Below are 23,046 nucleotides of genomic sequence, written 5' to 3'. Positions count from 1 at the left end.
CGCGAAGCGACGCGAACGGCCGGCCGGCGCGGCAACACCGCGTCCGACGTCACGGGACTTGCTCCCGCGACGGCCTTCGTTTGTGGAGCCTATTATGACCCAGACCCGTAGCGAAACTGATTCGATCGGCGCGATCCTTGTCCCCGCTGATGCTTATTGGGGCGCGCAGACCCAGCGCAGCATCGAGAATTTCCCGTTCGGCGAACGCGAGCGGATGCCGATCGGCATCGTCCACGCGCTCGCGCTGGTGAAGCAGGCGGCGGCGCGGGTGAATCGTGCGCACGGCCTCGCCGCCGACAAGGCCGATGCGATCGAGCGCGCCGCGGCCGAGGTCGTCGCGGGCGAGCATGACGATCAATTCCCGCTGGTGATCTGGCAGACCGGCAGCGGCACCCAATCGAACATGAACGCCAATGAGGTGATCGCGGGCCGCGCCAACGAGATCCTCACCGGGACGCGCGGCGGCAAATCCCCGGTCCATCCCAATGACGACGTCAACCGCGGGCAATCCTCCAACGACAGTTTCCCGACCGCGCTGCACATCGCTGCGACGCTCGGCATGCGCGACCGGCTGCTCCCGGCGCTCGACCGGCTCCACGCCGCGCTCGATGCCAAGGCGAAGGGCTGGGCGGGGATCGTCAAGATCGGCCGTACCCATTTGCAGGACGCCACCCCGCTGACCCTGGGGCAGGAATTCTCCGGCTACGCCAACCAGCTCTATCGCTGTCGCCGCCGGATCGAGCCGGCGATCGAGCACGGCACGCGGCGGCTGGCGCAGGGCGGCACCGCTGTCGGCACCGGGCTCAACGCGCCGCCCGGTTTCGCCGCGGATTTCTGCGCCGCGCTGCGTGACATCACCGGCGAGCCGTTCATCCCGGCGGAGAATTTCTTCGAAGCCTTGGGGTCGAACGATCCGTTGGTGCATCTGTCGGGGACGCTCAACACGCTCGCGGTGGCGCTGACCAAGATCGCCAACGATATCCGCCTGCTCGGCTCCGGCCCGCGCTGCGGAATCGGCGAGCTCGATCTGCCGGCGAACGAGCCGGGCAGCTCGATCATGCCGGGCAAGGTCAACCCCACGCAATGCGAGATGCTGACGATGGTCGCAGCGCAGGTGATCGGCAACCATGTCGCAATCACCGTCGGCGGCGCGCAGGGGCATCTCGAGCTCAACGTGTTCAAGCCGATGATCGGCGCGGCGGTGCTGCGCTCGATCGACCTTCTGGCGGTCGCGATGGAATCGTTCGCCGAACGCTGCGTCGAGGGGCTGGAGGCGAACGAGCGGCGGATCGCCGATCTGCTCGACCGATCACTGATGCTGGTGACCGCGCTCGCGCCCGAGATCGGCTATGACAATGCCGCGAAGATCGCCAAATATGCGCATGCCGAGGGGCTGACCCTGCGCGAGGCGGGGATCGCGCTGGGGCTGGTCGATGCGGCGACCTTCGACCGCGTGGTGCGGCCGGAAACCATGTTGGGAAGTTGATATGTTGCGGACGATCATCGGCGCATTGGTCGGGAGCGAGCTGGAGCGGCGCGAGGGCGGCGGCGGGGTGAAGGGGGCGCTGTTCGGCGCGCTCGTCACCCGCGCGGTGACGCGGATGGGGCCGCTCGGGCTGGCGCTGGGCGGCGCTTATGTCGCGAAAAAGGCCTATGATCGGCGCAAGGCGCGACAGGGGGCGCCGACCGAGGGCAATTGAAGCCAAGCCCCTTCCGCTGAAGGGGACAGCTTGAGAGGACGCTTGACGCCCGACCCTTGCGCACGTCAGTAGCGCGCATGGACGATCCCTCCCAGCCCGATCCGCACGGCTTCAAGCGCCGCGGTGTGCTTTTCGTGCTGTCCTCGCCGTCGGGCGCGGGCAAATCGACCATCGCGCGCAAATTGCTGGCGAACGATCCGCATCTCTGCATGTCGGTCTCCGCCACGACGCGCGCGATGCGGCCGGGGGAGATCGACGGGAAGGATTATCACTTCGTCTCGCTCGAGCGCTTCCGCGAAATGACCGCGGCGCACGAATTCCTCGAATGGGCGCATGTCTTCGACGAGCGTTACGGCACGCCGCGCGCGCCGGTCGACGAGATGCTCGGTGCGGGCAAGGACGTGCTGTTCGACATCGACTGGCAGGGCGCGCAACAGCTCTACCAGATCGCCGGGGGCGATGTGGTCCGCGTGTTCATCCTGCCGCCCTCGATGGAGGAATTGCACCAGCGGCTGCTCAAGCGCGCGACCGATTCGACCGAGATCATCGACCGCCGTATGTCGCGCGCCGCCAATGAGGTAAGCCATTGGGACGGCTATGATTATGTGCTGGTCAACGACGATGTCGAGGAATGTTTCCAGCAGGTCCGCACGATCCTTTCGGCGGAACGGCTGAAGCGCTCGCGGCAGACCGGGCTGATCGGCTTCATCCGTAAGTTACGGCGGGCGGGTTAGTCCGCCTATCCTCCGTTCGGGCTGAGCCCGTCTAAGCCCTGCATTTTCTTCCGCGGAAAGAAGAACAGCCCTTCGATAAGCTCAGGGCGAACGGGAGTTGGAGCTAACCCCGCCCCAGCGCGGCGAGAAAGCGCGCAGCCGCGTCGAAGCTTGCGTGCTTGGCCTCGCGGGCGCGCGTCGCGAGTTCGTCCTCGCCCCAATGCTCGATCTGCCAATCCTCATCGACCTGCGCCGCGCGCCACAAAGTCTCGGCGTCGATCGCGCCCTCCGCCAGCGCCAGCGTGCCGACGATCGTGCCGGTGGCGGAAGCGATCGCCTGCAGCGCCGCGATCGCGAACGGGTCGCGCGTCGCGACCGCTTCGGCCAACCGGTCGAGCGTCGCTTGCGGCTGGGCGACATGCATCACCCCCGCGGTGGTCTCGAAATGCACGTCGTAGCGTTGCCGCGCCCAGTCGAGCAGCGGCTCCCACGCCGCGCGCTGGCGCTCGACCAGCTCGGCTGGCGAATCGGCGCGATAGCAAGTGAGGTCGGTTTCGGCATAGCGCGCCGCCTCCGCCGCGAACGGCGCGGGATCGGGGGCGATGCGGTCGATCGCGGCATTGGCGAGCCCGGTGAGCGGCATCGCGCGCGGATCGAGCGTCTCGCCCACCGCGCGCCATTCGTCCGCCACCGCTTCCGCCAGCGCGGGGGTGGGGAGCGCGAGCGGGGCGCGGCCAGGGGTGCGCACCGGGCGGCCGTCGAGCAGCACCCCGCCGTCGGTGTCGAGCGTCACGTCCTTCCAGAAGCGCTTCATTGCGGCGGGCTCCGCCAGCGCCGCGCGAGGCTGCGCGGGACGATCGCCATCATCGCCAGCGCCGCGAGCACGATCGCGCCGCCGAGGATCTTGCGCCCCGTCGTGTCGCCCTTGGCGAGCAGCAGCACCCCCAGCACCGCGCCGCCCGATCCGGCGAGCCGGGCGAGCGTTATATAGAACCAGCGGACCTTTGCCGGATCGGGGGCGGGATCGGATGCGGCCATGTACGGGCTATGGCCGATCCGCGCGCGCGACGCCAGTCGCGACGAATTGCGCCGGGCCAGCGCCGGACGCCGCGTAAGCCGCTTGGTAACCCCTGCGGATTATGTTTAACGCGTGCACGCCGGCACGGTGCCGGTTCCCGCATGATCGAAGCATGGAGACAAGGGCGAATGGCCGGCCCGATGGTGTTCGTTTACGCATTGCTGGTTTGCTTCATCCTGAGCGGCGCATCGCGCAACGCGAAGCTGCGGCGTCCGAATCCGCCGATCATGCAATATACCGGCTATGTGCTGTGCGGGGTGACCGGCGGGATCTCGCTGCTGCTGTTCGGAATCGCGGCGCTCTCGTGGTTCGGCTTTGCCGCGCTGTCGGTGCCGAGCGTGACGGCGATCTGATTTCCCGACGTATCGCGTTTCAACGGTAGACGAAGCCCTTATCCAAGCCGCGCTTTGTTGGCGCGTTCGACGAGCTCCGCCGGATGGGTCTTGCCGATGCCGCGCAGCCCGGCGATCACCCCGCGCACATCGGCCGCCGATTTGTTCTGGCTGAGCTTGGCGGTGCCGCGCCATTCGGTCACGCGCAGCGTGAAGCCGATGATCGCGCCGCGCATCGCATCGAACCGGCGCGGGTCCATCTTGTCGCGGGTCCACGCCGGCTTGGGCGCGAGCCGCGCCTCCTGCACCGCCGACGTCGCATCGAGATGCGCGATCAGCGCATCGTCGTCGAGCGGCTCGATCGCGCCCTCGGCCTCCGCGACGACATAATTCCACGTCGGCACCTGATCGGCGCTGCCATACCAATCGGGGCTGACATAGGCACCGGGGCCGCCGAAGCTGGCGATCGCGCGCGTGCCCGCGGCGATCGGCATCGCGCGATTGCGCCGCGCGAGGTGGAAGGACAGATCGCCCGTCGCCTCGATCACCACCGGCGCGTGGACCACCGCCGGTGCCTCCCCCGCCAGCACGAAGATATGCGCAAAGGCGATATCGGCGGCGAACGCCCGCGCCGCCTCGGCCGACATGGCGAAGGCGGCATCGGGGTGCATCAGCCGCGTCCAGCGCCCGGGCCGCGCGAGCGGCGCTCGCCGCGGCGCGCCTTGCGCACCGTCTTGGCATGCGCGCGCGCCTTGGCCTTTTGCGTCTCGCGGGTCGGCGGGGGCGGGGTGTCGGGGGGCAGATTGTCCCCCGCCGCCGCGTCGAAGCCGAGCCCGGCGAGGCTTTCCGCGAAATGGTGCGGCAGCTCGGCGGTGACGTCGATCTTGCCGCCGTCGGGGTGATCGACGCGGATGCGCCGTGCGTGGAGGTGCATCTTGCGGCTGATCCCGCCGGTCAGGAACGCGGCCTGCCCGCCATATTTGCCGTCGCCAAGGATCGGGTGGCCGATCGCCGCCATATGGACGCGGAGCTGGTGCGTGCGCCCGGTGAAAGGCTGGAGCTCGACCCAGGCGGCGCGGTTGCCGGCGCGCTCGATCACGCGATAGCGGCTGCGCGCGGGCTGGCCCTCGGCCTCGTCGACATGCATCTTCTCGCCGCCCGTGCCGGGTTGCTTGGCGATCGGCAGGTCGATCGTGCCGTCCTCGATCGAGGGCACGCCGACCACCAGCGCCCAATAGACCTTCTTCGCCGAGCGCCCGGAGAAGGATTTGGCGAAGAACGCCGCCGCCCGCGCGGTGCGCGCGACGAGCAATGCGCCCGATGTATCCTTGTCGAGCCGGTGGACCAGCTTGGGCCGCCCCTCCGCCTCGAAGGACAGCGCATCGAGCAGGCCGTCGACATGCGCGGTGGTCTTGGTGCCGCCCTGGGTCGCAAGGCCGGGGGGCTTGTTGAGCACCAGCGCGGCATCGTCCTTGTGGATCACCATCTCGCGCGCGAACGCCACTTCGTCCTCGGACAAGGTCGGGCGCTGGCGCGCCGGCCGCGCGTCGGCGCGCACCGGCTCGGCCGGGGGCACGCGCAGCACTTGCCCGGCGGCGACACGATCGCCCGGGCCGACCCGCGCGCCGTCGAGCCGGAGCTGCCCGGTGCGCGCCCATTTGGCGACGATCGTGAAGCTGGTGTCGGGCAAATGCCGCTTGAACCAGCGATCGACGCGGATGCCGTCGTCATCGGGCGCGACGGTGAACTGGCGGACGGCGTCGTTCATGCCAGCACCCTCACGGCGAAGAGGCCGCCAAACAATGCGAGCACCGCGCCGCACAGCGAGAGCAGCACATAGCTCAGCGCGCCGGCCCACAGCCCGCGCTCGATCATCGTCACCACCTCGAGCGAGAAGGACGAGAAGGTCGTATAGCCGCCGAGCACCCCGACCCCGAGCAACAGCCGCCAGCTTTCGCCGCCGCCGGTCGAGAAACGCGCGAGCGTGCCGACGAGCAAGCCCATCAGCAGCCCGCCGACGATATTGACGGTCAGCGTGCCCCACGGCCAGTTCGGCCCGAGCCAGCCGAGCATCACGCGCCCGGTGAGATGCCGCGCGCCCGAGCCGAAGGCGCCCCCCAGCATCACGATCAGAAGATTCTGCATCGCGTCGCCGTAGCGCGGATGACGCGCGAGCGGAAGGGAAGGCGGTTCACACGCGCAAAACGCTGAGGCAGCGCGGTGCCCCTGCCGCACATGCTGCGTCATCGCCGCTCAAGGGCGGGGTGACGGTGAAGGACCGACCGGCCGTCTTGCCCTTGCAATACACCGATAAGGTGCCATCTTGCTCGACATGCTCAATATCGTCTCGATCCTGATCGGTCTCGTCGCGCTGTTGTTCGCCATTCCCGGCGTGATCCCGCTGCTCGGCTGGCTCAACTGGGCGGCCCTGCCGATCGCCGCGGTCGGCGCCTTGTTCGGGATGCTCTCGTCGAGCGATTCGGGACGTAATTTCAACCTGATCGTGCTGGTGATCGCGATCGTCCGGCTGGCGTTGGGCGGCGGAATCCTCTGAACCCGCTCAATCCGCGTCGGGTTGCCGGCTCGGATGCGCCGCCTCGAAAGCGGGCAGTGCGCGCGCCCGTTCGCACGCGGCGACGAGGTGCGGATAAGGCGTGAGGTCGACCGAGAAGCGCTCGGCCGAATAGACCTGCGGCACGAGATAGCAGTCGACGAGCGTCGGCGTCGTGCCAAAGGCGAAACCCTCGCTGTGGCGCGCGATCAGCGTTTCGAGCGCGGCGAAGCCCTGGCCGATCCATTGCGCGGTCCAACGCAGCACGGCGGCGCTGTCGGCGCCGAAATCGGCGCGTAACGCGTTGAGCACGCGCAGATTATTGAGCGGGTGGATGTCGCAGCCGATCAGCGCGGCCATCGCGCGGACGGTCGCGCGCGCCTCGGCGCCGTCGGGCAGCAGCCGCGGCTCGGGATAGCGCTCCTCGAGCCATTCGAGAATCGCCGGCGATTGCGTGATCGTCGTGCCGTCGCCGATCTCCAGCGCGGGCACCAGCCCTTGCGGGTTGAGCGCGAGGAACGCCGCGTCGCGCTGCGCCCCGCTGCGCAGATCGTGCGCGGACTGGATATAATCGAGCCGCTTGAGGTTGAGCGCGATCCGCACGCGATAGGCCGCGCCCGAGCGCCAATAGCCGTGGAGGATCATCGCGGCAGCTCCGCCTTGGCGAAAGCGTCCCACACCTGGTCGTAGTCGCGCTGGCGGGTCTGCGCTTCGTCGGCCCAGCGGGTCGGGCGGATGACGTGGCGCGTCTCGAACATGAAGGCCATCGTATCGTCGATCTTGTGCGGGGCGAGATCGGCGGCGATCGCTTTCTCATAGGTCGCGCGATCGGGGCCGTGCGCGCTCATCTGGTTGTGCAGCGAGGCGCCGCCGGGGGCGAAGCCGCCGCCCTCCTTCGCGTCATAGGCGCCGTGGACCAGCCCCATGAACTCGCTCATCACGTTGCGGTGGAACCACGGCGGACGGAACGTGCCCTCCGCCACCATCCAGCGCGGCGGGAAGATCACGAAATCGCAATTGGCGGTGCCCGGGGTGTCGCTCGGGCTGGTCAGCACGGTGAAGATCGACGGATCGGGATGATCGAAGCTGACGGTGTTGATCGTATTGAACCGCCGCAGATCGTAGCGGCATGGTGCGAGATTGCCGTGCCACGCCACCACGTCGAACGGCGAATGATCGAGCGTCGTCGTCCACAGCCCGCCCTGGAATTTCTGGATCAGCTCGGTCGGCTCGTCGCGATCCTCGAAATGCGCGCGCGGGGTTTCGAAATCGCGCGGGTTGGCGAGGCCGTTGGCGCCGATCGGGCCGAGATCGGGCAGCCTGAATGCCGCGCCGTAATTCTCGCAGACATAGCCGCGGCTCGGCCCCTCGATCGCGACGCGGAAGCGCACCCCACGCGGCATCAGCGCGATCTGTTGCGGCTCGATCTCGATCAGCCCCAGCTCGGTAACGATCGACAGCCGCCCCTGCTGGGGGACGATCAGCAATTCGCCATCGGCCGAGAAAAACGCGCGGCGCTCCATCGAGCGATTGGCGGCATACAGATGGATGCCGACCCCGATCGCCGCGCCGACATCGCCGTTGCCGCCGTAAGTGACGAGGCCGTCGACGAAATCCGTCGGCGCTGGCGGGATCGGCAGCGGATCCCAGCGCAGCCGGTTGGGCGAGAGCGCAACCTCGTCGAACGGCGCGCTGCGCAACGCGGCGCCGCCGGAATAGCGGCGATAGGCGGCATGGTTGGCCGACGGGCGCAGGCGATAGAGCCACGAGCGACGATTGTCGTGACGCGGCGCGGTGAAGGCGGTGCCGGAGAGTTGCTCGGCATAGAGGCCGAAGGGCACGCGCTGCGGCGAATTCCGCCCGATCGGCAGCGCACCCGCGACCGCCTCGGTCGATACGTGGTTGCCGAAGCCGGGGAGATAGCCGCCGGCCGCATCGGTCCGGCCCGGAGAATGTGCGTCGTCCACGGCGCCGAGCGCTCCATATAGTTGCAATTGATACTATATCGAGCGGGCAGGGGTGGTGTCAATCGGTGATAGGCTCAGCCCGCGCTCGGCGCCCACCAGCCGATGCCGGCGCGCGCCGAACCGATGCGGTTACAGCGCGGCCAGCGCGGCCTGAACCCATTGCGCGAGCACGGTCATCGCATTGGTGATCTCCGACGCGGTCGCCGCGCGTTTGACCGAGGTATTGCCGCTCGCCGTCACATCGGGCGCGAGGGTGATGCTTCCGGCGTAATTGTTGCGGACGATGCCGCCGCCGGCCTTCACCAGGATCCAATTATCGGTCACGCCGTCCGCACCGAGCCGGATCAGCAGCTTGTTGTTCTCGATCAGCAGGTTCGGAATCGCCGTCCCCGCGCTGATGCCGTGCCAGCCAGTACCGATCAGGGCGTTGTTGCGGACGGTGATATCCGAATGGCCGCGGCCCTGTGCCGCGAGATTGATTTCGTCGCCGATGAAAACACCCTGCGCGCGATATCCTTCGCCCGGATCGAAGAGATTGTCCTCGATCAACACGTTGCGCGCGCCGTGGTCGTCGGCCAGCGTCAATCCGGTGGTGAAAAACTGGATGCCGTCGGCGTGATCGCCCGGCGCCGGGCGGTAGGGGCCGAAGGTGTTGCGCGCCACGACGACATTGGTGGCGCCGACGATCTGTATCCCCTCGCGGATATAGGCGAAGCTATTGTCGGTCACCTGCACGTTGGTGGTGCGGATGAAGCCGAGCGAATTGTTCATATCGTGGAAGCTCGAATGGGCGATGGTGACGTTGTTCCCCGCGCGCACGCTGATCGAGCCATAGCCGAGCTGCCCGGCCGAGTTCAGCGCGCCGACAAAGGTCGTCGCGTCGAAATGCAGGCCGTTGGGCTGATAGGCGATGATCAGCGGCGCATTGGGATCGTCCTCCGGACGCGCCTCGAACCGTGTGCCGGAGAAAGTGACGTTCTGCCATTGATCGAGCGTGATGAAGCCGAACACGCCGCCCCGGATCGTGACATTGGCCAACCCGCGATAGCGCGCGAACGTCACGGGCCGGTTGCCGAGGTCGATCGTGCTGCCCGGCGTCGCCGCCTTCAATAGCGCCGTCCACTCTGCCGCGCTGACCGGAGTCGTGGAGGTGGAGGTCGACGGCGCCGGTGTCGGCGTCGGTGCTGGCGTGGGGGTCGGCGTCGGTGTCGGTGTGGGGGTCGGCGTCGGAGTCGACGTTTGCTTGTCCTGGCCGGGTGGCGTCGCTTTTGGCGCGGCGACCGCGGTCGTACCCGCGGAACCGGCGGGGTCGGAACCCCCGCAGGCGGCGGTGGTCGAGATAAGCGCAGCAAGAGCGAGGGCCGGGATGATTTTCATGCCATCCGCTTTAATCAGCGGAGGTTAATGCGCCGTCACCGTCGCCGGACGGGGCACACGCTTCATCGATATTGGCTGGACCAGCGGCGATCGCCTCGATCGCGTTTCGCGCATCCGACTCGCAGCAGCGCGCATGAAAGGCGGCGTTCCCGCGGCTTTCCGTCCCGATGCTGGAAAATGGTCGGGGAGAGAGGATTCGAACCTCCGGCCCCTGCCTCCCGAAGACAGTGCTCTACCAGGCTGAGCTACTCCCCGACGGAGTACCGGTCGTCGGCCGTTTTCGGGGGCCTACCGGTCGCTGGAGGCGCGCCTATAGCCAGCACTTTCGCCCCGCGCAAGCGCTCTTTCTCGCTCGGCAAGCGCGCTGTTCATGCCGGGTCGCGCGCGGCGAGCATCGCCTCGAGCGAGGTGAATTTCTCGCGCGGCGCGCCGGCGCGCGCATTGGCGATTTCGGCGCGCTCGATCCCTTGCCAGTCGCGGAAGGTGACGACATCAACCTTGCGCGCGGCGAGCAGCGCATCGAGCGCGGCGCGGCCCTGTTTGCCGCTGTCGCCCGTCGTGTCGGCGGCGATATGGTCGGCGATCATGAAGCCGTCGGGTCGGTTGGTGCCGATCGTGCCGGTCGGGCCGCGCCGCGCCCAGCCTACCGCATAAAGGCCGGGACCGATTCGGCCCTCCTCGTTGGCGAATCGGCCGAGCTTCGCGTCGTACGGCACACCCTCGAGCGGCGGGGTGCGATAGCCGATGCAACTCACCACCAGCCCGGCGGGGATCGTGTAGGTCTCGCCGGTGCCGGTCGCGCGGCCGGTCGAATCGAGCTCGGTACGCTCCACCACCACGCGTTCGACCTTGCCGTCGCCCTCGATCGCGACCGGCATCGCGAAGAAATCGAAATCGATCGTGATCGGCGCGTCGGCGGTATTTTCGGCGAAGGCGCGCAAATGGGTGACCGATTTGCGCAGCCCCGGGTCGAGCGCGGCATCGGCCTCCACCGGGGGCAGATCGGCCGGGTCGACCCGCGCGGTGGCGCGCGCGAGGTGGCCGAGTTCGCCCAATTCCTTCGGGGTCATCGCGATCTCGTGCGGCCCGCGGCGCGCGAGGATCGTCACTCGCCCGATGCGATGCTCGCCGAGTGCGGCGAGCGCACCGGCGACGATATCCGATCCGGCGAATTCGTCCCCGGTCTTGGCAAGGATGCGCGCGACATCGAGCGCGACGTTGCCCGCGCCGACGATCACCGCGCCGGGCCCGTCGAGCACCGGCGCGAGATCGGCGAAATCGGGATGGCCGTTATACCAGCCGACGAATGCCGCCGACCCGATCACGCCCGGCAGGTCGTCGCCCGGGATGCCGAGCGCGCGATCGTGCGGCGCGCCGGTCGCCAGCACCACCGCGTCATAACGTTCGACCAGTTCGGGGATCGAGATGTCGCGCCCGATCATGACATTGCCGACGAAGCGCACATTGTCGCTGAGCGCGGTCGCTTCATAGCGTTTCGACACCGCCTTGATCGACTGGTGATCGGGCGCCACGCCGCTGCGGATCAGCCCGTAAGGTACGGGAAGGCGATCGATAATGTCGACCCTCACCTCGTCTCCGAACGCCTTCTGGCAGGCTTCCGCGGTATAGTAACCGGCGGGGCCGGACCCGATCACGGCGACGTGGCGCATATGGCGTTTCTCCTCAGGCCGGCCAAGCTAACCGCTTGGCGGGGGAGGGCAAGCCGCTTATCGACGGCGGCGATGTCGATGCTCGAATGGATCGCGACGGTGCTGGGGGTGGCGTGCGTCGCGCTCGCCGCGCGGCGCAATGTGTGGACCTTTCCCACCGCGATCGGGTCGGTGGTGCTGCTCGGTGTCGTGGTGTTCGAGGCGCGGCTGTACAGCGACGCGATGCTCCAGGGCTTCTTCGTCGCCGCCAATCTTTACGGCTGGGCGAACTGGATGCGCGCGCGGCACCGGCTCGGGGAGGTGGCGGTCGAGCGGATGAGCAATGCCGCGCGTGCCGGCTGGGCGATCGGCTGGGCGGTCGCGACCTTGCTGTGGGGCGCGGCGATGCACCGTTTCACCAATGCGGCCTATCCGTGGTGGGACGCCGGGATCGCCGCTGCGAGCGTCGCGGGGCAGGTGCTGATGGCGCGGCGGCGAATCGAGAATTGGGCGATCTGGATCGCGGTGGACCTCGCCTCGGTGCCGATGTACGCGCTCAAGGGACTCTATCTCTTCGCGGGGTTGTACGTGATCTATCTGGCGCTGGCGGTGTGGGGGCTGATCGACTGGCGGCGCGCCGAGCATCGCCCGGTGGCGGCGCTCGCGGCATGACGTTGCGCACCATCTGTCTCCACGGCCCGGAAAGCACCGGCAAGTCGACGATGTCGACCCGGCTCGCGGCGCATTTCGGCAGCCCGGTGATCACCGAATTCGGCCGCACCTATTGCGAGCGCTACGGCATCGATCTCACCATGTCGGATCTGGTGATGATCGCGCATACCCAGGATCTCAGCGTCCGCGCGGCGGTCGCGGCGGGGCGCTGGCCGGTGATCGTCGACACCGATGCGCTGATGAGCGCGGTATGGGCGGACATGATGTTCGGGCGGCGCGACCCGTGGTTCGCGCGATGGGAGAATACCGCCGATCTCTATCTACTGTTCGATATCGACCTGCCGTGGGTCGAGGACGGCACGCGGATGTTCGGTACGGCCGAGGCGCGGCGGCGATTCTTCGATCTGTCGCGCGAGGAGCTCGATCGGCGCGGGGTGCCGTGGGTGATGGTGCGCGGCGAAGGCGAGGCGCGCTATGCCAATGCGCTCGCCGCGATCGAGATGGCGCGTGCGGCCTAAGATTACCTCAATTAAACTGCGTTTAGCTCGCCACCGTTCGGGCTGAGCCTGTCGACGCTTTAACGGAGAAACACGGCCCAGCGCGCCGATCGACGCGCCGGGCCTGTTTGCCGTGTTACTTCGACGGTGCGAGCTTGGTGTTGAGCACCCAGCCGACATTGTCGTTCTCGTCGGCGACTTCCCACCACAGGCCGTTCTTGTTGCCGGTGGGATAGACGATCGCGCCCGCGGGCAGGGTACGGATCGTCTTCGCGGTGGCGAGCGCGCTGGCGCGCAGCGCGAGCGGGGCCTGCGCGGTGAAGGTCTTGGCCGGCGCGGCCTCGGCGGTGCCTTGCTGCCCCGGCTGGATCAGCCCGAGCCCGGTGACCATCTTCGAATAGGCCTGGATGAACGACAAGGTCACGATCCGGCCGATATCGGTATTGTCATAGCCGCCACCGACCGCGCCGACCGCGCCGCCGAGGAACCCGACGCCGCCGCCCGCGCCGAAGGTCAGGTTGTTCTTGGCGGCATAGCCCTCCTGGGTGGCGATCGTCTCGGTGGTGCGCACGTTGGTGAGCGAGAGGATGGTGTTCGCTTCCATCTTCTTGCTGCCGATCGCGCCGAGCAGTCCGCCGAAGCGGCCGCCGACCAGCCCGCCGATGCCGGCCCCGCCGCCGCCGCCGGAAACGTTCGAATTGGCGCCCTGGATTTCCGCGACCAGCACGTAATCGGCGGCCTTGATCTGGCCCTGGCCGACGTTCGAGCGGCGCTGCAGGCCGAGATCGGCGCCGATGTCACGCTCGCGCTGCGCCGCCTGAAGCCCGCTGCCGCGATCGACGAGGTTGAAGCAGCCCGAACGCTGCACCAGCACCTTGAGCAGCTTGGAGGGCGGGGCGAGGCTATATTGCGTCCACGGCCGGGGATCGTCGCCGTCGACGATCGAGAGCGTGCCGAGCTTGCGGGTGCAATGCGGCACGTCGCTGGCGGTCTGGTCCTGCAGCCGCTGGCCGGCGGACGGCTTGGCAAGCTTTTGCGCATCGGCCGACGACGCAAGCAAAGCGATTGCCGACGCGGCGGCAACCAACGCAAAATTCCTCAGCATTTCGAACCCCCTGTACAGCGCCTCCCGGCGCGAGTCAGAACCATGCGACCCGTAATGTTCCCATAGGCTTAACACCAGCCCTCTTGTGTTGCCAGCGCCGCCTTTGACGCAGGTTGCGCCAGCCCGTAGAGGCGCAGTCATCATGACCACCCCGCTTGACCGTATCCGCAACTTCTCGATCATCGCGCACATCGATCACGGCAAGTCGACACTGGCCGATCGGTTGATCCAGCGCACCGGCGGGCTCTCCGAGCGCGAGATGTCCGCGCAGGTGCTCGACAATATGGAGATCGAGAAGGAGCGCGGCATCACGATCAAGGCGCAGACCGTGCGCCTCGAGTGGAAGGGGCATGTCCTCAACCTGATGGACACGCCGGGCCACGTCGATTTCGCTTATGAAGTGTCGCGCAGCCTCGCCGCGTGCGAGGGCGCGCTGCTGGTGGTCGATGCGGCGCAGGGGGTCGAGGCGCAGACGCTCGCCAACGTCTATCAGTCGATCGAGCACGATCACGAAATCGTGCCGGTGATCAACAAGATCGACCTCCCCGCCGCCGAGCCCGAAAAGGTGCGCCACGAGATCGAGGATATCATCGGTCTCGACGCCTCCAACGCGATCCTCGCCTCGGCCAAATCGGGGATCGGGATCGACGAGATCCTCGACGCGGTGGTCGAGCGCATCCCGGCGCCCAAGGGCGATCCCGCCGCGCCGTTGAAGGCGATGCTGGTCGATAGCTGGTACGACCCGTATCTCGGGGTGGTGATCCTCGTCCGCGTCGTCGACGGCACGCTGCGCAAGGGGCAGCAGGTGACCTTCATGCAGGCGGGGACGCAGCATCTGGTCGATCGCGTCGGCTGCTTCCGCCCTAAGATCGAGCAACTGACCGATCTCGGCCCGGGCGAGATCGGCTTCATCACCGCGCAGATCAAGGATGTCGCGCAGGCGCGCGTCGGCGACACGCTGACCGACGCCAAGCGCCCCGCGACCGAGGCGTTGCCGGGGTTCAAGGAAGTCCAGCCGGTGGTGTTCTGCGGGCTGTTCCCGGTCGACGCCAACGACTTCGAGAAATTGCGCGAATCGATCAGCAAGCTCAGGCTCAACGACGCCTCGTTCAGCTTCGAGATGGAAACCTCGGCGGCTTTGGGGTTCGGTTTCCGCTGCGGCTTCCTCGGGCTGCTGCATCTGGAGATCATCCAGGAGCGGCTGACCCGCGAATACGACCTCGATCTCATCACCACCGCGCCGAGTGTGGTCTATCAGATCGAGCTGACCCACGGCGGCGGGCATATCGAGCTGCACAACCCGGCCGACATGCCCGATCCCAACAAGATCGAGACGATCAGCGAGCCGTGGATCGACGCGACGATCTACGTGCCCGACGAATATCTCGGCTCGATCCTCAAATTGTGCCAGGACCGGCGCGGGATCCAGAAGGACCTCACTTATGTCGGCGGACGCGCGCAATTGCGCTACGAATTGCCGCTCAACGAAGTGGTGTTCGATTTCTACGACCGCCTGAAGTCGATCAGCCGCGGCTATGCCAGCTTCGACTATCACCAGATCGGCTATCGCGAGGGGGACCTTGTCAAGATGTCGATCCTGGTCAATGCCGAGCCGGTCGACGCGCTGAGCATGATCGTCCACCGCGCCTCGGCCGAGACGCGTGGGCGTGGAATGTGCGAGCGGCTCAAGGATCTGATCCCGCGGCATCTGTTCAAGATCCCGATCCAGGCGGCGATCGGCGGCAAGGTGATCGCGCGCGAGACGATCGCCGCGCTGCGCAAGGACGTCACCGCCAAATGCTATGGCGGCGATATCACGCGTAAGCGCAAGCTGCTCGAGAAGCAGAAGGAAGGTAAGAAGCGGATGCGCGAATACGGGTCGGTGCAGATTCCGCAGGAAGCCTTCATCGCCGCGCTGCGGATGGGCGACGAGGGGTGATGTTCTCCCCGTCATTGAGCCAATGACGGGTGAGCCTCCCCGTTACCCCGGCCCCTTCGACTGCCTGCCTTGGCAGGCAGGCGCTCAGGACAGAGGCCGGGGTGACGGTTGGGAGAAGCAATGCGTGCGCACTTTGATCGCCCTTGTCCTCGCGCTCCTCGCTATCCCCGCCGCCGCGCAGGAGCGCGCGCCTTTGGTCCTCGCCGCCGCCTCGTTGCAGGAATCGATGAACGCCGCCGCGGATGTCTGGGCGAGCGCCGGGCATCAGCGGCCGACGATCTCCTTCGCCGCCTCCTCCGCGCTCGCGCGGCAGGCGATCGCGGGCGCCCCGGCCGATCTGTTCGTCTCCGCCGACGAGGAATGGATGGACGCGCTCGCTGCGAAGGGCCTGCTGGCCCAGGGGACGCGCGCCGATCTGGTCGGCAACCGATTGGTGGTGGTCGAGCCGGCGAGCGGACGGACGCGGCTGACGGTGCGGACGCTCGGCGCGACGCTGGCGCGCGGCGCGGTGGCGATGGCCGATCCGGCGGCGGTGCCGGCAGGCAAATACGGCCAGGCGGCGCTCGAGAAGCTCGGCGCGTGGCAGGCGATCGCGCCCAAAATGGTGCGTGCGGAGAATGTCCGCGCGGCGCTGGCGCTGGTCGAGCGTGGCGCTGCGCCGTTCGGGATCGTCTATGCAACCGACGCCGCGGCATCGACGAAGGTGCGCGTCGCCGGCATGTTCCCGGCATCGAGCCACCCGCCGATCCGTTATCCGGTCGCGCGGCTCGCGGCGTCGCGTAACCCGGCGGCGGAGGGCTTTCGCCGCTTCCTGCTGAGTGCGCGCGGCCACGCGATCTTCGCCCGCTTCGGTTTCACGCGGCCCTGACGGTGGAGAGCGTCTGGTCGATCGTGCGGCTGTCGCTGCTGGTCGGCGGGGTAGGGACGCTGGCGGTGCTGCCGGTCGCCTTCCTGCTCGCTTACGCGCTGGCGCGCGGGCGGTTTCCGGGGCGGACCTTGCTCGATGCGCTGATCCATCTGCCGTTGGTGGTGCCGCCGGTGGTGACCGGCTGGGTGCTGCTGATCGCCTTCGCGCCGGCGGGGCCGATCGGGGGGCCGCTCGAACGCTGGTTCGGGGTGACCCTGCTGTTCCGCTGGACCGGCGCGGCGCTGGCGGCGGCGGTGATGGCCTTGCCGCTCGCGGTGCGCGCGATCCGGCTGTCGCTGGAGTCGGTCGACCGGCGGCTCGAGGATGCGGCCCGGACGCTGGGCGCGGGGCGCTGGCGGACCTTCCGCACGATCACCTTGCCCTTGTGCTGGCCGGGCGTGCTCGCCGGGGCGACGCTCGCCTTTGCGCGCGCGCTGGGGGAATTCGGCGCGACGATCACCTTCGTCTCCAACGTGCCGGGCGAGACCGAAACGCTGCCGCTCGCCATCTATGCCGCGCTCCAGCGGCCGGGCGGGGAGGATCTGGTGTGGCGGCTGGCGGCGATCTCGGTCGCGATCAGCCTGGTCGCGCTGCTCGTCTCGGAATGGCTGGCGCGCCGCGCCGGGCGGGGCGTGCATGTCCTTTGATATCGACGTGACGCTGCGCCGCGGCGATGCCTTGGTCGCCACCGCCTTCGTCGCGGAAGAACAGGCGGTGGCGCTGGTCGGCCCGTCGGGCGTCGGCAAGACCAGCGTGCTCGACATGATCGCCGGGCTGCTGCGCCCCGATCGCGGGCATGTCCGTGTCGGCGGACGCGTGCTGACCGATCGCGCGGCGCGGGTGGAGGTGCCGGCGCATCATCGCCGCGCCGGCTATGTCTTTCAGGACGCGCGGCTATTCCTGCATCTCGATGTGCGGCGCAACCTGCTCTACGGCGCGAAGGATGCGGCGCGGCTGGCGACGATCGCCGCCTCGCTCGATATCGCGCATCTGCTCGATCGCTGGCCGCGCGCCTTGTCGGGGGGCGAAGCGCGGCGCGTGGCAATCGGTCGGGCGTTGCTGTCCGATCCCGAATTCCTGCTGCTCGACGAGCCCTTGTCGTCGCTCGACGCGCTGCGGCGCGAGGAAGCGATGCGGCTGATCGAGCGGGTGCGCGACGACAGCGGGCTGCCGCTGCTGCTCGTCACCCACGACGAGCGCGAGGCGGAGCGGCTGTGCGCGCGGGTGGTCAGGATGTAGCGACCGCGGCGCGCTGCGGGTGATGCGGGACGAGCACGAGCGTGTCGCCCTCGACCCGCCACGATTGCAACCGCGAGAGGAAGTTCATCCCCAAAACGTCGACATTGCCGAACGACGGCGAGACGACCACCGGCAGGTCGCGGGCGACGACATTGCCGAGCTGCAATTCGTCGACGGTGGCGGTCTGCGCGTGAATCGTGCCGTTGGCGGTGCGCAGCAGCACCGGGAAATCGGGCTGCTCGACATCGAGCCCGGCCTCGGTCGCGCTGTCGGCGGACAAAGCGGTGATCGTCGCGCCGCTATCGACCAGCATCCGCCGCGTCGTGCCGCCGAAACGGGCGGTGACCCAGAAATGCCCGTCGCGCGACATGCGGACGCGGGTTTCCTTGCCGGTCACCTCCTCGGCCGACGAATCGAATGCGCGCATGAAGCGCCCGACATGCGGGTCCATCCGCCCGCGCTCGTCGACCAGCATCGCCAGCACGAAGACGAGGCCGAGCAGGATCGCGAGGTTCACGACGCGCCCGACGATCGGGACGCGGCGCAGCATCCCGGCGAGGACGACGACGCCGAGCAGGAGCGCGAAGGTGGGGAGGTGCGGGGTAAAGTGGGCGAGATCGGGCATGGGGGCGGCCGGGAGAGCAGGGGAAGGCGCGCGGACCCTGTAATGGCGAGGCTGTACATAGCCTGACCGACTGTAAATTTCCCCTCGTCACCCGGGCCTTGAGCCGAAGTCCATTGTGCCGCACGCCCTGCGGCTAGAGCCTCTTGTCCAGCGCCTGCCTCCCGATGGACCCCGGCTCAAGCCTGTCCTGAGCGCCTGCCTGCCAAGGCAGGCAGTCGAAGGGGCCGGGGCTACGGTGGTGCCTGTGTCGACCGGTTCCCCCCACCGGACACGAAAAAGGGCGACCCGTTGCCGGACCGCCCCAATTCGTTGTCGCCGAAGGCGGATTAGCGCTTCGAGAACTGGAAGCTACGACGTGCCTTGGCGCGGCCGTACTTCTTACGCTCCACCGCGCGGCTGTCGCGGGTGAGGAAGCCGGCGGCCTTGACCGGCGAACGCAGCGCCGGCTCATACTTGGTCAGCGCCTGGCTGATGCCGTGCTTGACCGCGCCGGCCTGACCCGAAAGCCCGCCGCCCTTGACCGAGCAGATCACGTCATACTGGCCTTCGCGCTCGGTGATCCCGAACACCTGGTTGATGACGAGACGCAGCGTCGGACGCGCGAAATAGATTTCCTGATCACGGCCGTTGATCGTGATCTTGCCGGTGCCAGGCTTGAGCCACACGCGGGCGACGGCGTCCTTGCGGCGACCGGTCGCATAGGCGCGGCCGAACTTGTCGAGCTCCTGCGCACGCAGCGGGGCGCGCTGGACCGGCTCGTCGATCTGGCCGGCGAGATAGGCTTCGGCCTTGTCTTCCGAAGCGGTGACGGCCGCCTCGCGCTGCTGGTTGAGCGCGGCGCCGAGGTCGGCGAGGGACTGGCGATTGTCGGACATTATGCGCCCACCTTGTTCTTGCGGTTCATCGCCGCGATGTCGAGCGGCTCGGGGTTCTGCGCGGCATGCGGATGCTCGCTGCCCTTGAAGATGCGCAGGTTGCGCATCTGCTGACGGCCGAGCGGGCCGCGCGGGATCATGCGCTCGACGGCCTTTTCGAGCACGCGCTCGGGGAAGCGGCCTTCCAGCACCTTGCCGGCGGTGACGCCCTTGATGCCGCCGGCATAGCCGGTGTGCTTGTAATAGACCTTGTCTGCCAGCTTGTTGCCGGTGAAACGGATCTTGTCGGCGTTGATCACGATGACATTGTCACCGCAATCGACGTGCGGGGTGAAGCTCGGCTTGTGCTTGCCGCGCAGGACATTGGCGATCACCACCGCCGCGCGACCGACCACCAGGCCGTCGGCATCGACGATATGCCACTTCTTCTCCACCTCATGCGGCTTGGCCGACTTGGTGGTCTTCATCAGCGCCTTCATGGCTGTTCGACCTCATCAAAACGAAAGGACGCCGCACCCGCGGGGCACGGCGCCGACGCGCGGCCAATGCGGGAGGGCCGGCGGAAAGTCAAGATTTCCGCGCGGTTCCTGACGGGTATTATAATACCGCTTCGGCGACCCACGCGGCGACCGCGGGGGTGGCGGTCGCCGGCCAATGCTCGATCGCGGCAAGATCATAAGGGTGGAGCGCGGCGATTCGCGCCGCCGCCGCATCGATCCGCGCGGGGAGCGTCTTGAGCTGCATCGCCACCTCGTCGCCCTGTTCGATCGCGCCCTGCCAGCGATAGACCGAACGGCAGTCGAGGATATTGGCGCAGGCGATCAGCCGTTCCGCGAGCAAGGTCCGCGCGATCGATTCGGCGGTGTCGCGATCGGGGCAGGTGACCTGGACGATCGCGATAGTGGCGGTCACCGGCGCCGCGCGCCGATCACATGCGCCGCGGCGACGGTGGCGATCAGCAGCAGCGCGGCATTGGCCTGATGCGCGACCGCGACGCCGATCTGCACCCCGGTCAGCAGCGTCGCGATGCCGAGCGAGACCTGCAGCACCACCAGCAGCACGACCGCGGTGCCCGTCCCGCGCCCGGCGCGCAGGGCGAGGATGAACAGCGCGCCCGCGGCGACGAAGGCGAGCCAGCGGTGGATGAACTGGACGACGATCGGATTGTCGACCGCATTGATCCACGCCGGGGTCAGCATCGGCACCTCGGGCGGAAAGAAAGCGTCGCCCATCAGCGGCCAGCTGGCAAAGGCGTAACCCGCGTCGAGCCCGGCGGTGAAGGCGCCGAAGGTGATCTGCGCGGCGAGCAGCAGCAGGGCAATGATCGCGATCGGGCGCAGCCGTGCCGGGCGCGCCAGCGGATTATGCGCGAGATCGTTGAGATCGAGCGCGGTCCATACGATCGCCGCCAGGATCACGAGCGCGGTCATCAGATGGACCGCGAGGCGGATATGGCTCACGTCGGTGCGCACCGACAGGCCGGAGCTGACCATCCACCAGCCGATCGCGCCCTGCAGCCCGCCCAGCGCGAGAATCCCGGTGAGTCGCCAGCCATAGCCGCGCGGTACGCGGCGCTTCACCACGAACCAGAGCAAGGGCAGCGCGAAGGCGAGCCCGATCACGCGGCCCAGCACGCGGTGGATATATTCCCAGAAGAAGATCGCCTTGAACCCGGCGAGCGTCATCCCGCGGTTGAGCTGCTGATATTCGGGGATGCGCTGGTAGCCCGCGAACTCGGCCTGCCATTGCGCGTCGTTGAGTGGGGGGATGATCCCGCTGATCGGCTTCCACTGGGTGATCGACAGCCCGGATTCGGTGAGCCGCGTGATCCCGCCGACCACCACCATCGTGACGATCAGCGCCGCGACGCACCACAGCCAGCGCGCCAGCGTGGCGGGGCGGGCGGTCGAAACATAGCCGGGGGTAGGTTGCAGCATGGGCCGCCCTTGAACGTATTCGATGAGGAAAAAGACCCGCCGCGCCTAGCCCAGCCCGCCCTTTGTGCCAAGCGAAGGCGGGCCGGCGAAGGAAAATTGACGATGTGATATTGTAACATGCCGTCAGGCGCGCTACATCGCGCGACGAATGGGAAGCACGACTCGCCTTGGCCCGATGGGGGCGCTCGATCGGATGGCAATCATGCTGTCCGGGCTGTGCGTGGTGCATTGCCTCGCCAGCGCGGTGCTGGTGGCGATGCTGTCGACGGTCGGCGGGATGCTCGGCAACCCGATCTTTCACGAGGTCGGGCTGACGCTGGCGATCATTCTCGGCGCGGTGGCGCTGGGCCGCGGGGTGCTCCACCACGGCTATCTGATGCCGCTGGCGATGGGCAGCCTGGGGCTCGGCATCATGGCCGGCGCGATGACGCTGCCGCACGACGGCAGCCATGCCGAAGCTTTGTGGACGGTGATCGGGGTCGGCATCCTTGCGTTCGGTCACGATCTCAACCGCCGCGCCGAGAACTGACACCCGCCGGGTTGTCGCGGGGCCTCGCGAGGCCTAGATTTAGGTTATGGCCGCTCACGCCCACCACGATCATCACGAGCCGCAGGGCGACGATCTCGCGCGCGCCGCGCAGCAGACGCTGGAGCGGTCGGGCGAGCAATGGACCGCGATGCGCGCCAGCGTGTTCGGCGCGCTCGCCGGGTTCGACAAGCCGGCCTCGGCCTATGACATCGCCGATGCGGTGTCGAAGCGCGAGGGGCGGCGGATCGCCGCCAACAGCGTCTACCGCATCCTCGATCTGTTCGTCGGCGCGAATCTCGCGCGGCGGGTGGAAAGCGCCAATGCCTATGTCGCCAACGCGCACCCCGATTGCCGCCACGATTGCATTTTCCTGGTGTGCGACGTTTGCGGGCAGACGACGCATCTCGACGACGACAAATTGACCCAGGCGGTGCGCCGCGCGGCGGAAGGCGTTGGTTTTGTCCCGGAACGTCCGGTGATCGAGGTGCGCGGCACCTGCGCGATATGCGCGCAACCGGTGAACTGATCGAACCGTCGCAATCGACAGCGGTTTTCGGCTGGAGTAGGACGCTCGCATGAGCGACCTCCCCCACACGCCATTGCTTGACACGATAGCCGATCCGTTGGCGCTGCGTCGTTTGCCGCCTGAGCGGTTGCGCGAGGTGGCGGACGAGCTGCGCGCGGAGACGATTTCGGCGGTGGGCCAGACCGGGGGGCATCTCGGCTCGGGTCTGGGGGTGGTCGAGCTGACGGTGGCGCTGCATTATGTGTTCGACACCCCGCGCGACCGGCTGATCTGGGACGTCGGGCATCAATGCTATCCGCACAAGATCCTGACCGGGCGGCGCGATCGGATTCGCACGCTTCGCCAGGGCGGCGGGCTTTCGGGCTTCACCAAGCGCAGCGAGAGCGAGTACGACCCGTTCGGCGCGGCGCATTCCTCGACCTCGATCTCGGCCGCGCTGGGCTTTGCGATCGCCAACAAGCTCGCCGATACGCCGGGCAAGGCGATCGCGGTGATCGGCGACGGCGCGATGTCGGCGGGGATGGCCTATGAGGCGATGAACAACGCCGCGGCGGCGGGCAACCGGCTGATCGTGATCTTGAACGACAATGACATGTCGATCGCGCCGCCGGTCGGCGGGCTTTCGGCCTATCTGTCGCGGATCGTGTCGAGCCGCGAGTTTTTGTCGCTGCGCGACGTGATGAAGCGGATCGCGCGCAAATTGCCGCGCCCGTTCCACAATGCCGCGCGCAAGACCGACGAATTCGCGCGCGGGATGACGATGGGCGGCACCTTGTTCGAGGAGCTCGGCTTTTATTATGTCGGGCCGATCGACGGGCATAACCTCGA

General features: G+C 67.9%; 29 protein-coding genes and 1 tRNA gene. 14 read left to right on the top strand and 16 right to left on the bottom strand.

Annotated features, from left to right (window positions below; translation table 11 throughout):
• Window positions 1-94: 94 nt before the first annotated feature.
• The 3 genes from fumC (at window position 95) to gmk (ending at window position 2,434) form a co-directional block, all read left to right on the top strand.
• Window positions 95-1,486 (top strand): class II fumarate hydratase, encoded by a 1,392-nt coding sequence (gene fumC, locus NED98_RS20800; protein ID WP_179512705.1) that lies wholly within the window; start codon window positions 95-97, stop codon window positions 1,484-1,486.
• A 1-nt stretch (window position 1,487) separates the two neighbouring features.
• Window positions 1,488-1,700 (top strand): hypothetical protein, encoded by a 213-nt coding sequence (locus NED98_RS20795; protein WP_179512704.1) that lies wholly within the window; start codon window positions 1,488-1,490, stop codon window positions 1,698-1,700.
• Between the two features lie 77 nt (window positions 1,701-1,777).
• Window positions 1,778-2,434 carry a guanylate kinase gene (gene gmk / locus NED98_RS20790; RefSeq protein ID WP_179512703.1) on the top strand — a complete coding sequence of 219 codons (657 nt, stop codon included), beginning with the start codon at window positions 1,778-1,780 and terminating at the stop codon, window positions 2,432-2,434.
• A 103-nt stretch (window positions 2,435-2,537) separates the two neighbouring features.
• Here gmk and NED98_RS20785 read toward each other — a convergent pair whose 3' ends face one another.
• Both NED98_RS20785 and NED98_RS20780 read right to left on the bottom strand, forming a co-directional pair.
• Window positions 2,538-3,227 (bottom strand): ATP12 family chaperone protein, encoded by a 690-nt coding sequence (locus NED98_RS20785; RefSeq protein ID WP_179512702.1) that lies wholly within the window; start codon window positions 3,225-3,227, stop codon window positions 2,538-2,540.
• Window positions 3,224-3,451: a hypothetical protein gene (locus tag NED98_RS20780; RefSeq protein ID WP_179512701.1), complete on the bottom strand. Its 228-nt coding sequence runs from the start codon at window positions 3,449-3,451 to the stop codon at window positions 3,224-3,226. The genes NED98_RS20785 and NED98_RS20780 overlap by 4 nt, the downstream gene beginning before the upstream one ends.
• 168 nt (window positions 3,452-3,619) lie before the next feature.
• On the opposite strand from NED98_RS20780, the gene NED98_RS20775 reads away from it, so the two are divergent.
• Window positions 3,620-3,844, top strand: a complete 225-nt coding sequence (locus tag NED98_RS20775; protein ID WP_179512700.1) for a hypothetical protein — start codon at window positions 3,620-3,622, stop codon at window positions 3,842-3,844.
• Between the two features lie 38 nt (window positions 3,845-3,882).
• Here the strand turns inward: NED98_RS20775 and NED98_RS20770 are convergent, their stop codons facing one another.
• From NED98_RS20770 to crcB, 3 genes are read right to left on the bottom strand one after another with little or no spacing between them, the layout of a single operon-like run.
• The gene (locus NED98_RS20770; RefSeq protein ID WP_179512699.1) at window positions 3,883-4,494 is read right to left on the bottom strand and encodes an FMN-binding negative transcriptional regulator; all 612 of its coding nucleotides are present in this window, start codon (window positions 4,492-4,494) and stop codon (window positions 3,883-3,885) included.
• Window positions 4,494-5,591 (bottom strand): RluA family pseudouridine synthase, encoded by a 1,098-nt coding sequence (locus NED98_RS20765; RefSeq protein ID WP_265314311.1) that lies wholly within the window; start codon window positions 5,589-5,591, stop codon window positions 4,494-4,496. Before NED98_RS20765 ends, NED98_RS20770 begins: the two co-directional genes overlap by 1 nt.
• The gene (gene crcB, locus NED98_RS20760; protein WP_179512697.1) at window positions 5,588-5,968 is read right to left on the bottom strand and encodes a fluoride efflux transporter CrcB; all 381 of its coding nucleotides are present in this window, start codon (window positions 5,966-5,968) and stop codon (window positions 5,588-5,590) included. The genes NED98_RS20765 and crcB overlap by 4 nt, the downstream gene beginning before the upstream one ends.
• A 187-nt stretch (window positions 5,969-6,155) precedes the next feature.
• On the opposite strand from crcB, the gene NED98_RS20755 reads away from it, so the two are divergent.
• Window positions 6,156-6,377: a hypothetical protein gene (locus NED98_RS20755; protein WP_179513758.1), complete on the top strand. Its 222-nt coding sequence runs from the start codon at window positions 6,156-6,158 to the stop codon at window positions 6,375-6,377.
• Window positions 6,378-6,383: 6 nt separating this feature from the next.
• On the opposite strand, the gene maiA is transcribed toward NED98_RS20755, so the two are convergent.
• The 5 genes from maiA to NED98_RS20730 form a co-directional block, all read right to left on the bottom strand.
• Window positions 6,384-7,019: a maleylacetoacetate isomerase gene (gene maiA / locus NED98_RS20750; protein ID WP_179512696.1), complete on the bottom strand. Its 636-nt coding sequence runs from the start codon at window positions 7,017-7,019 to the stop codon at window positions 6,384-6,386.
• Window positions 7,016-8,341, bottom strand: coding sequence for a homogentisate 1,2-dioxygenase (gene hmgA / locus NED98_RS20745; protein ID WP_265314310.1), 1,326 nt, complete (start codon window positions 8,339-8,341; stop codon window positions 7,016-7,018). Before hmgA ends, maiA begins: the two co-directional genes overlap by 4 nt.
• A 129-nt stretch (window positions 8,342-8,470) precedes the next feature.
• Window positions 8,471-9,451, bottom strand: a complete 981-nt coding sequence (locus tag NED98_RS20740) for a right-handed parallel beta-helix repeat-containing protein (protein WP_265271709.1) — start codon at window positions 9,449-9,451, stop codon at window positions 8,471-8,473.
• A gap of 445 nt (window positions 9,452-9,896) precedes the next feature.
• Window positions 9,897-9,973, bottom strand: a tRNA-Pro gene (locus tag NED98_RS20735).
• A 113-nt stretch (window positions 9,974-10,086) separates the two neighbouring features.
• On the bottom strand, window positions 10,087-11,388 hold the full coding sequence (locus NED98_RS20730) for an FAD-dependent oxidoreductase (RefSeq protein ID WP_265314308.1): 1,302 nt from the start codon (window positions 11,386-11,388) through the stop codon (window positions 10,087-10,089).
• 72 nt (window positions 11,389-11,460) lie between these two features.
• Between NED98_RS20730 and pnuC the strand changes: the two genes are divergently transcribed.
• Together pnuC and NED98_RS20720 are read left to right on the top strand one after the other, a co-directional pair.
• Window positions 11,461-12,039 (top strand): nicotinamide riboside transporter PnuC, encoded by a 579-nt coding sequence (gene pnuC / locus NED98_RS20725; protein WP_265314307.1) that lies wholly within the window; start codon window positions 11,461-11,463, stop codon window positions 12,037-12,039.
• Window positions 12,036-12,557, top strand: coding sequence for an AAA family ATPase (locus NED98_RS20720; protein ID WP_179512691.1), 522 nt, complete (start codon window positions 12,036-12,038; stop codon window positions 12,555-12,557). Before pnuC ends, NED98_RS20720 begins: the two co-directional genes overlap by 4 nt.
• A gap of 115 nt (window positions 12,558-12,672) precedes the next feature.
• On the opposite strand, the gene NED98_RS20715 is transcribed toward NED98_RS20720, so the two are convergent.
• Window positions 12,673-13,641 carry a CsgG/HfaB family protein gene (locus NED98_RS20715; RefSeq protein ID WP_179512690.1) on the bottom strand — a complete coding sequence of 323 codons (969 nt, stop codon included), beginning with the start codon at window positions 13,639-13,641 and terminating at the stop codon, window positions 12,673-12,675.
• Window positions 13,642-13,783: 142 nt separating this feature from the next.
• Here NED98_RS20715 and lepA point away from each other — a divergent pair, with 142 nt between their 5' ends.
• The 4 genes from lepA (at window position 13,784) to NED98_RS20695 (ending at window position 17,726) form a co-directional block, all read left to right on the top strand.
• On the top strand, window positions 13,784-15,580 hold the full coding sequence (gene lepA / locus NED98_RS20710; protein WP_179512689.1) for a translation elongation factor 4: 1,797 nt from the start codon (window positions 13,784-13,786) through the stop codon (window positions 15,578-15,580).
• A 124-nt stretch (window positions 15,581-15,704) separates the two neighbouring features.
• The gene (gene modA, locus NED98_RS20705; RefSeq protein WP_265314306.1) at window positions 15,705-16,448 is read left to right on the top strand and encodes a molybdate ABC transporter substrate-binding protein; all 744 of its coding nucleotides are present in this window, start codon (window positions 15,705-15,707) and stop codon (window positions 16,446-16,448) included.
• Between the two features lie 2 nt (window positions 16,449-16,450).
• Window positions 16,451-17,134 carry a molybdate ABC transporter permease subunit gene (gene modB, locus NED98_RS20700; RefSeq protein ID WP_432423353.1) on the top strand — a complete coding sequence of 228 codons (684 nt, stop codon included), beginning with the start codon at window positions 16,451-16,453 and terminating at the stop codon, window positions 17,132-17,134.
• Complete coding sequence (locus tag NED98_RS20695) at window positions 17,124-17,726, top strand: ATP-binding cassette domain-containing protein (RefSeq protein ID WP_265314305.1); 603 nt, start codon at window positions 17,124-17,126, stop codon at window positions 17,724-17,726. Before modB ends, NED98_RS20695 begins: the two co-directional genes overlap by 11 nt.
• Here the strand turns inward: NED98_RS20695 and NED98_RS20690 are convergent.
• The 5 genes from NED98_RS20690 to NED98_RS20670 all read right to left on the bottom strand — a co-directional run bounded on the left by NED98_RS20690 (window position 17,716) and on the right by NED98_RS20670 (window position 21,163).
• On the bottom strand, window positions 17,716-18,351 hold the full coding sequence (locus tag NED98_RS20690; RefSeq protein WP_265314304.1) for a retropepsin-like aspartic protease family protein: 636 nt from the start codon (window positions 18,349-18,351) through the stop codon (window positions 17,716-17,718). The genes NED98_RS20695 and NED98_RS20690 overlap by 11 nt on opposite strands.
• Before the next feature lie 326 nt (window positions 18,352-18,677).
• Entirely contained in the window at window positions 18,678-19,226 is a 549-nt protein-coding gene (rpsI, locus tag NED98_RS20685; protein WP_179512685.1) for a 30S ribosomal protein S9, read from the bottom strand.
• A complete protein-coding gene (rplM, locus tag NED98_RS20680) occupies window positions 19,226-19,705 on the bottom strand; it encodes a 50S ribosomal protein L13 (RefSeq protein WP_179512684.1) in 480 nt (159 codons plus the stop codon). The genes rpsI and rplM overlap by 1 nt, the downstream gene beginning before the upstream one ends.
• 118 nt (window positions 19,706-19,823) lie before the next feature.
• A complete protein-coding gene (gene cutA, locus NED98_RS20675; protein ID WP_265271727.1) occupies window positions 19,824-20,138 on the bottom strand; it encodes a divalent-cation tolerance protein CutA in 315 nt (104 codons plus the stop codon).
• Window positions 20,135-21,163, bottom strand: a complete 1,029-nt coding sequence (locus tag NED98_RS20670) for a COX15/CtaA family protein (RefSeq protein WP_265271729.1) — start codon at window positions 21,161-21,163, stop codon at window positions 20,135-20,137. The genes cutA and NED98_RS20670 overlap by 4 nt, the downstream gene beginning before the upstream one ends.
• A 148-nt stretch (window positions 21,164-21,311) precedes the next feature.
• On the opposite strand from NED98_RS20670, the gene NED98_RS20665 reads away from it, so the two are divergent.
• The 3 genes from NED98_RS20665 to NED98_RS20655 all read left to right on the top strand — a co-directional run.
• Entirely contained in the window at window positions 21,312-21,692 is a 381-nt protein-coding gene (locus NED98_RS20665) for a MerC domain-containing protein (protein ID WP_179512681.1), read from the top strand.
• Between the two features lie 46 nt (window positions 21,693-21,738).
• On the top strand, window positions 21,739-22,218 hold the full coding sequence (locus NED98_RS20660) for a Fur family transcriptional regulator (RefSeq protein WP_265314302.1): 480 nt from the start codon (window positions 21,739-21,741) through the stop codon (window positions 22,216-22,218).
• 49 nt (window positions 22,219-22,267) lie between these two features.
• The coding region (locus tag NED98_RS20655; protein WP_265314300.1) for a 1-deoxy-D-xylulose-5-phosphate synthase N-terminal domain-containing protein at window positions 22,268-23,046 on the top strand (779 nt) is incomplete at its 3' end.

The sequence above is a fragment of the Sphingomonas lycopersici genome, assembly GCF_026130605.1.
Lineage (GTDB): Bacteria > Pseudomonadota > Alphaproteobacteria > Sphingomonadales > Sphingomonadaceae > Sphingomonas > Sphingomonas lycopersici.
Note: the sequence above shows the minus strand (reverse complement) of the source record. Positions and strands in the feature narration are given on the sequence as shown.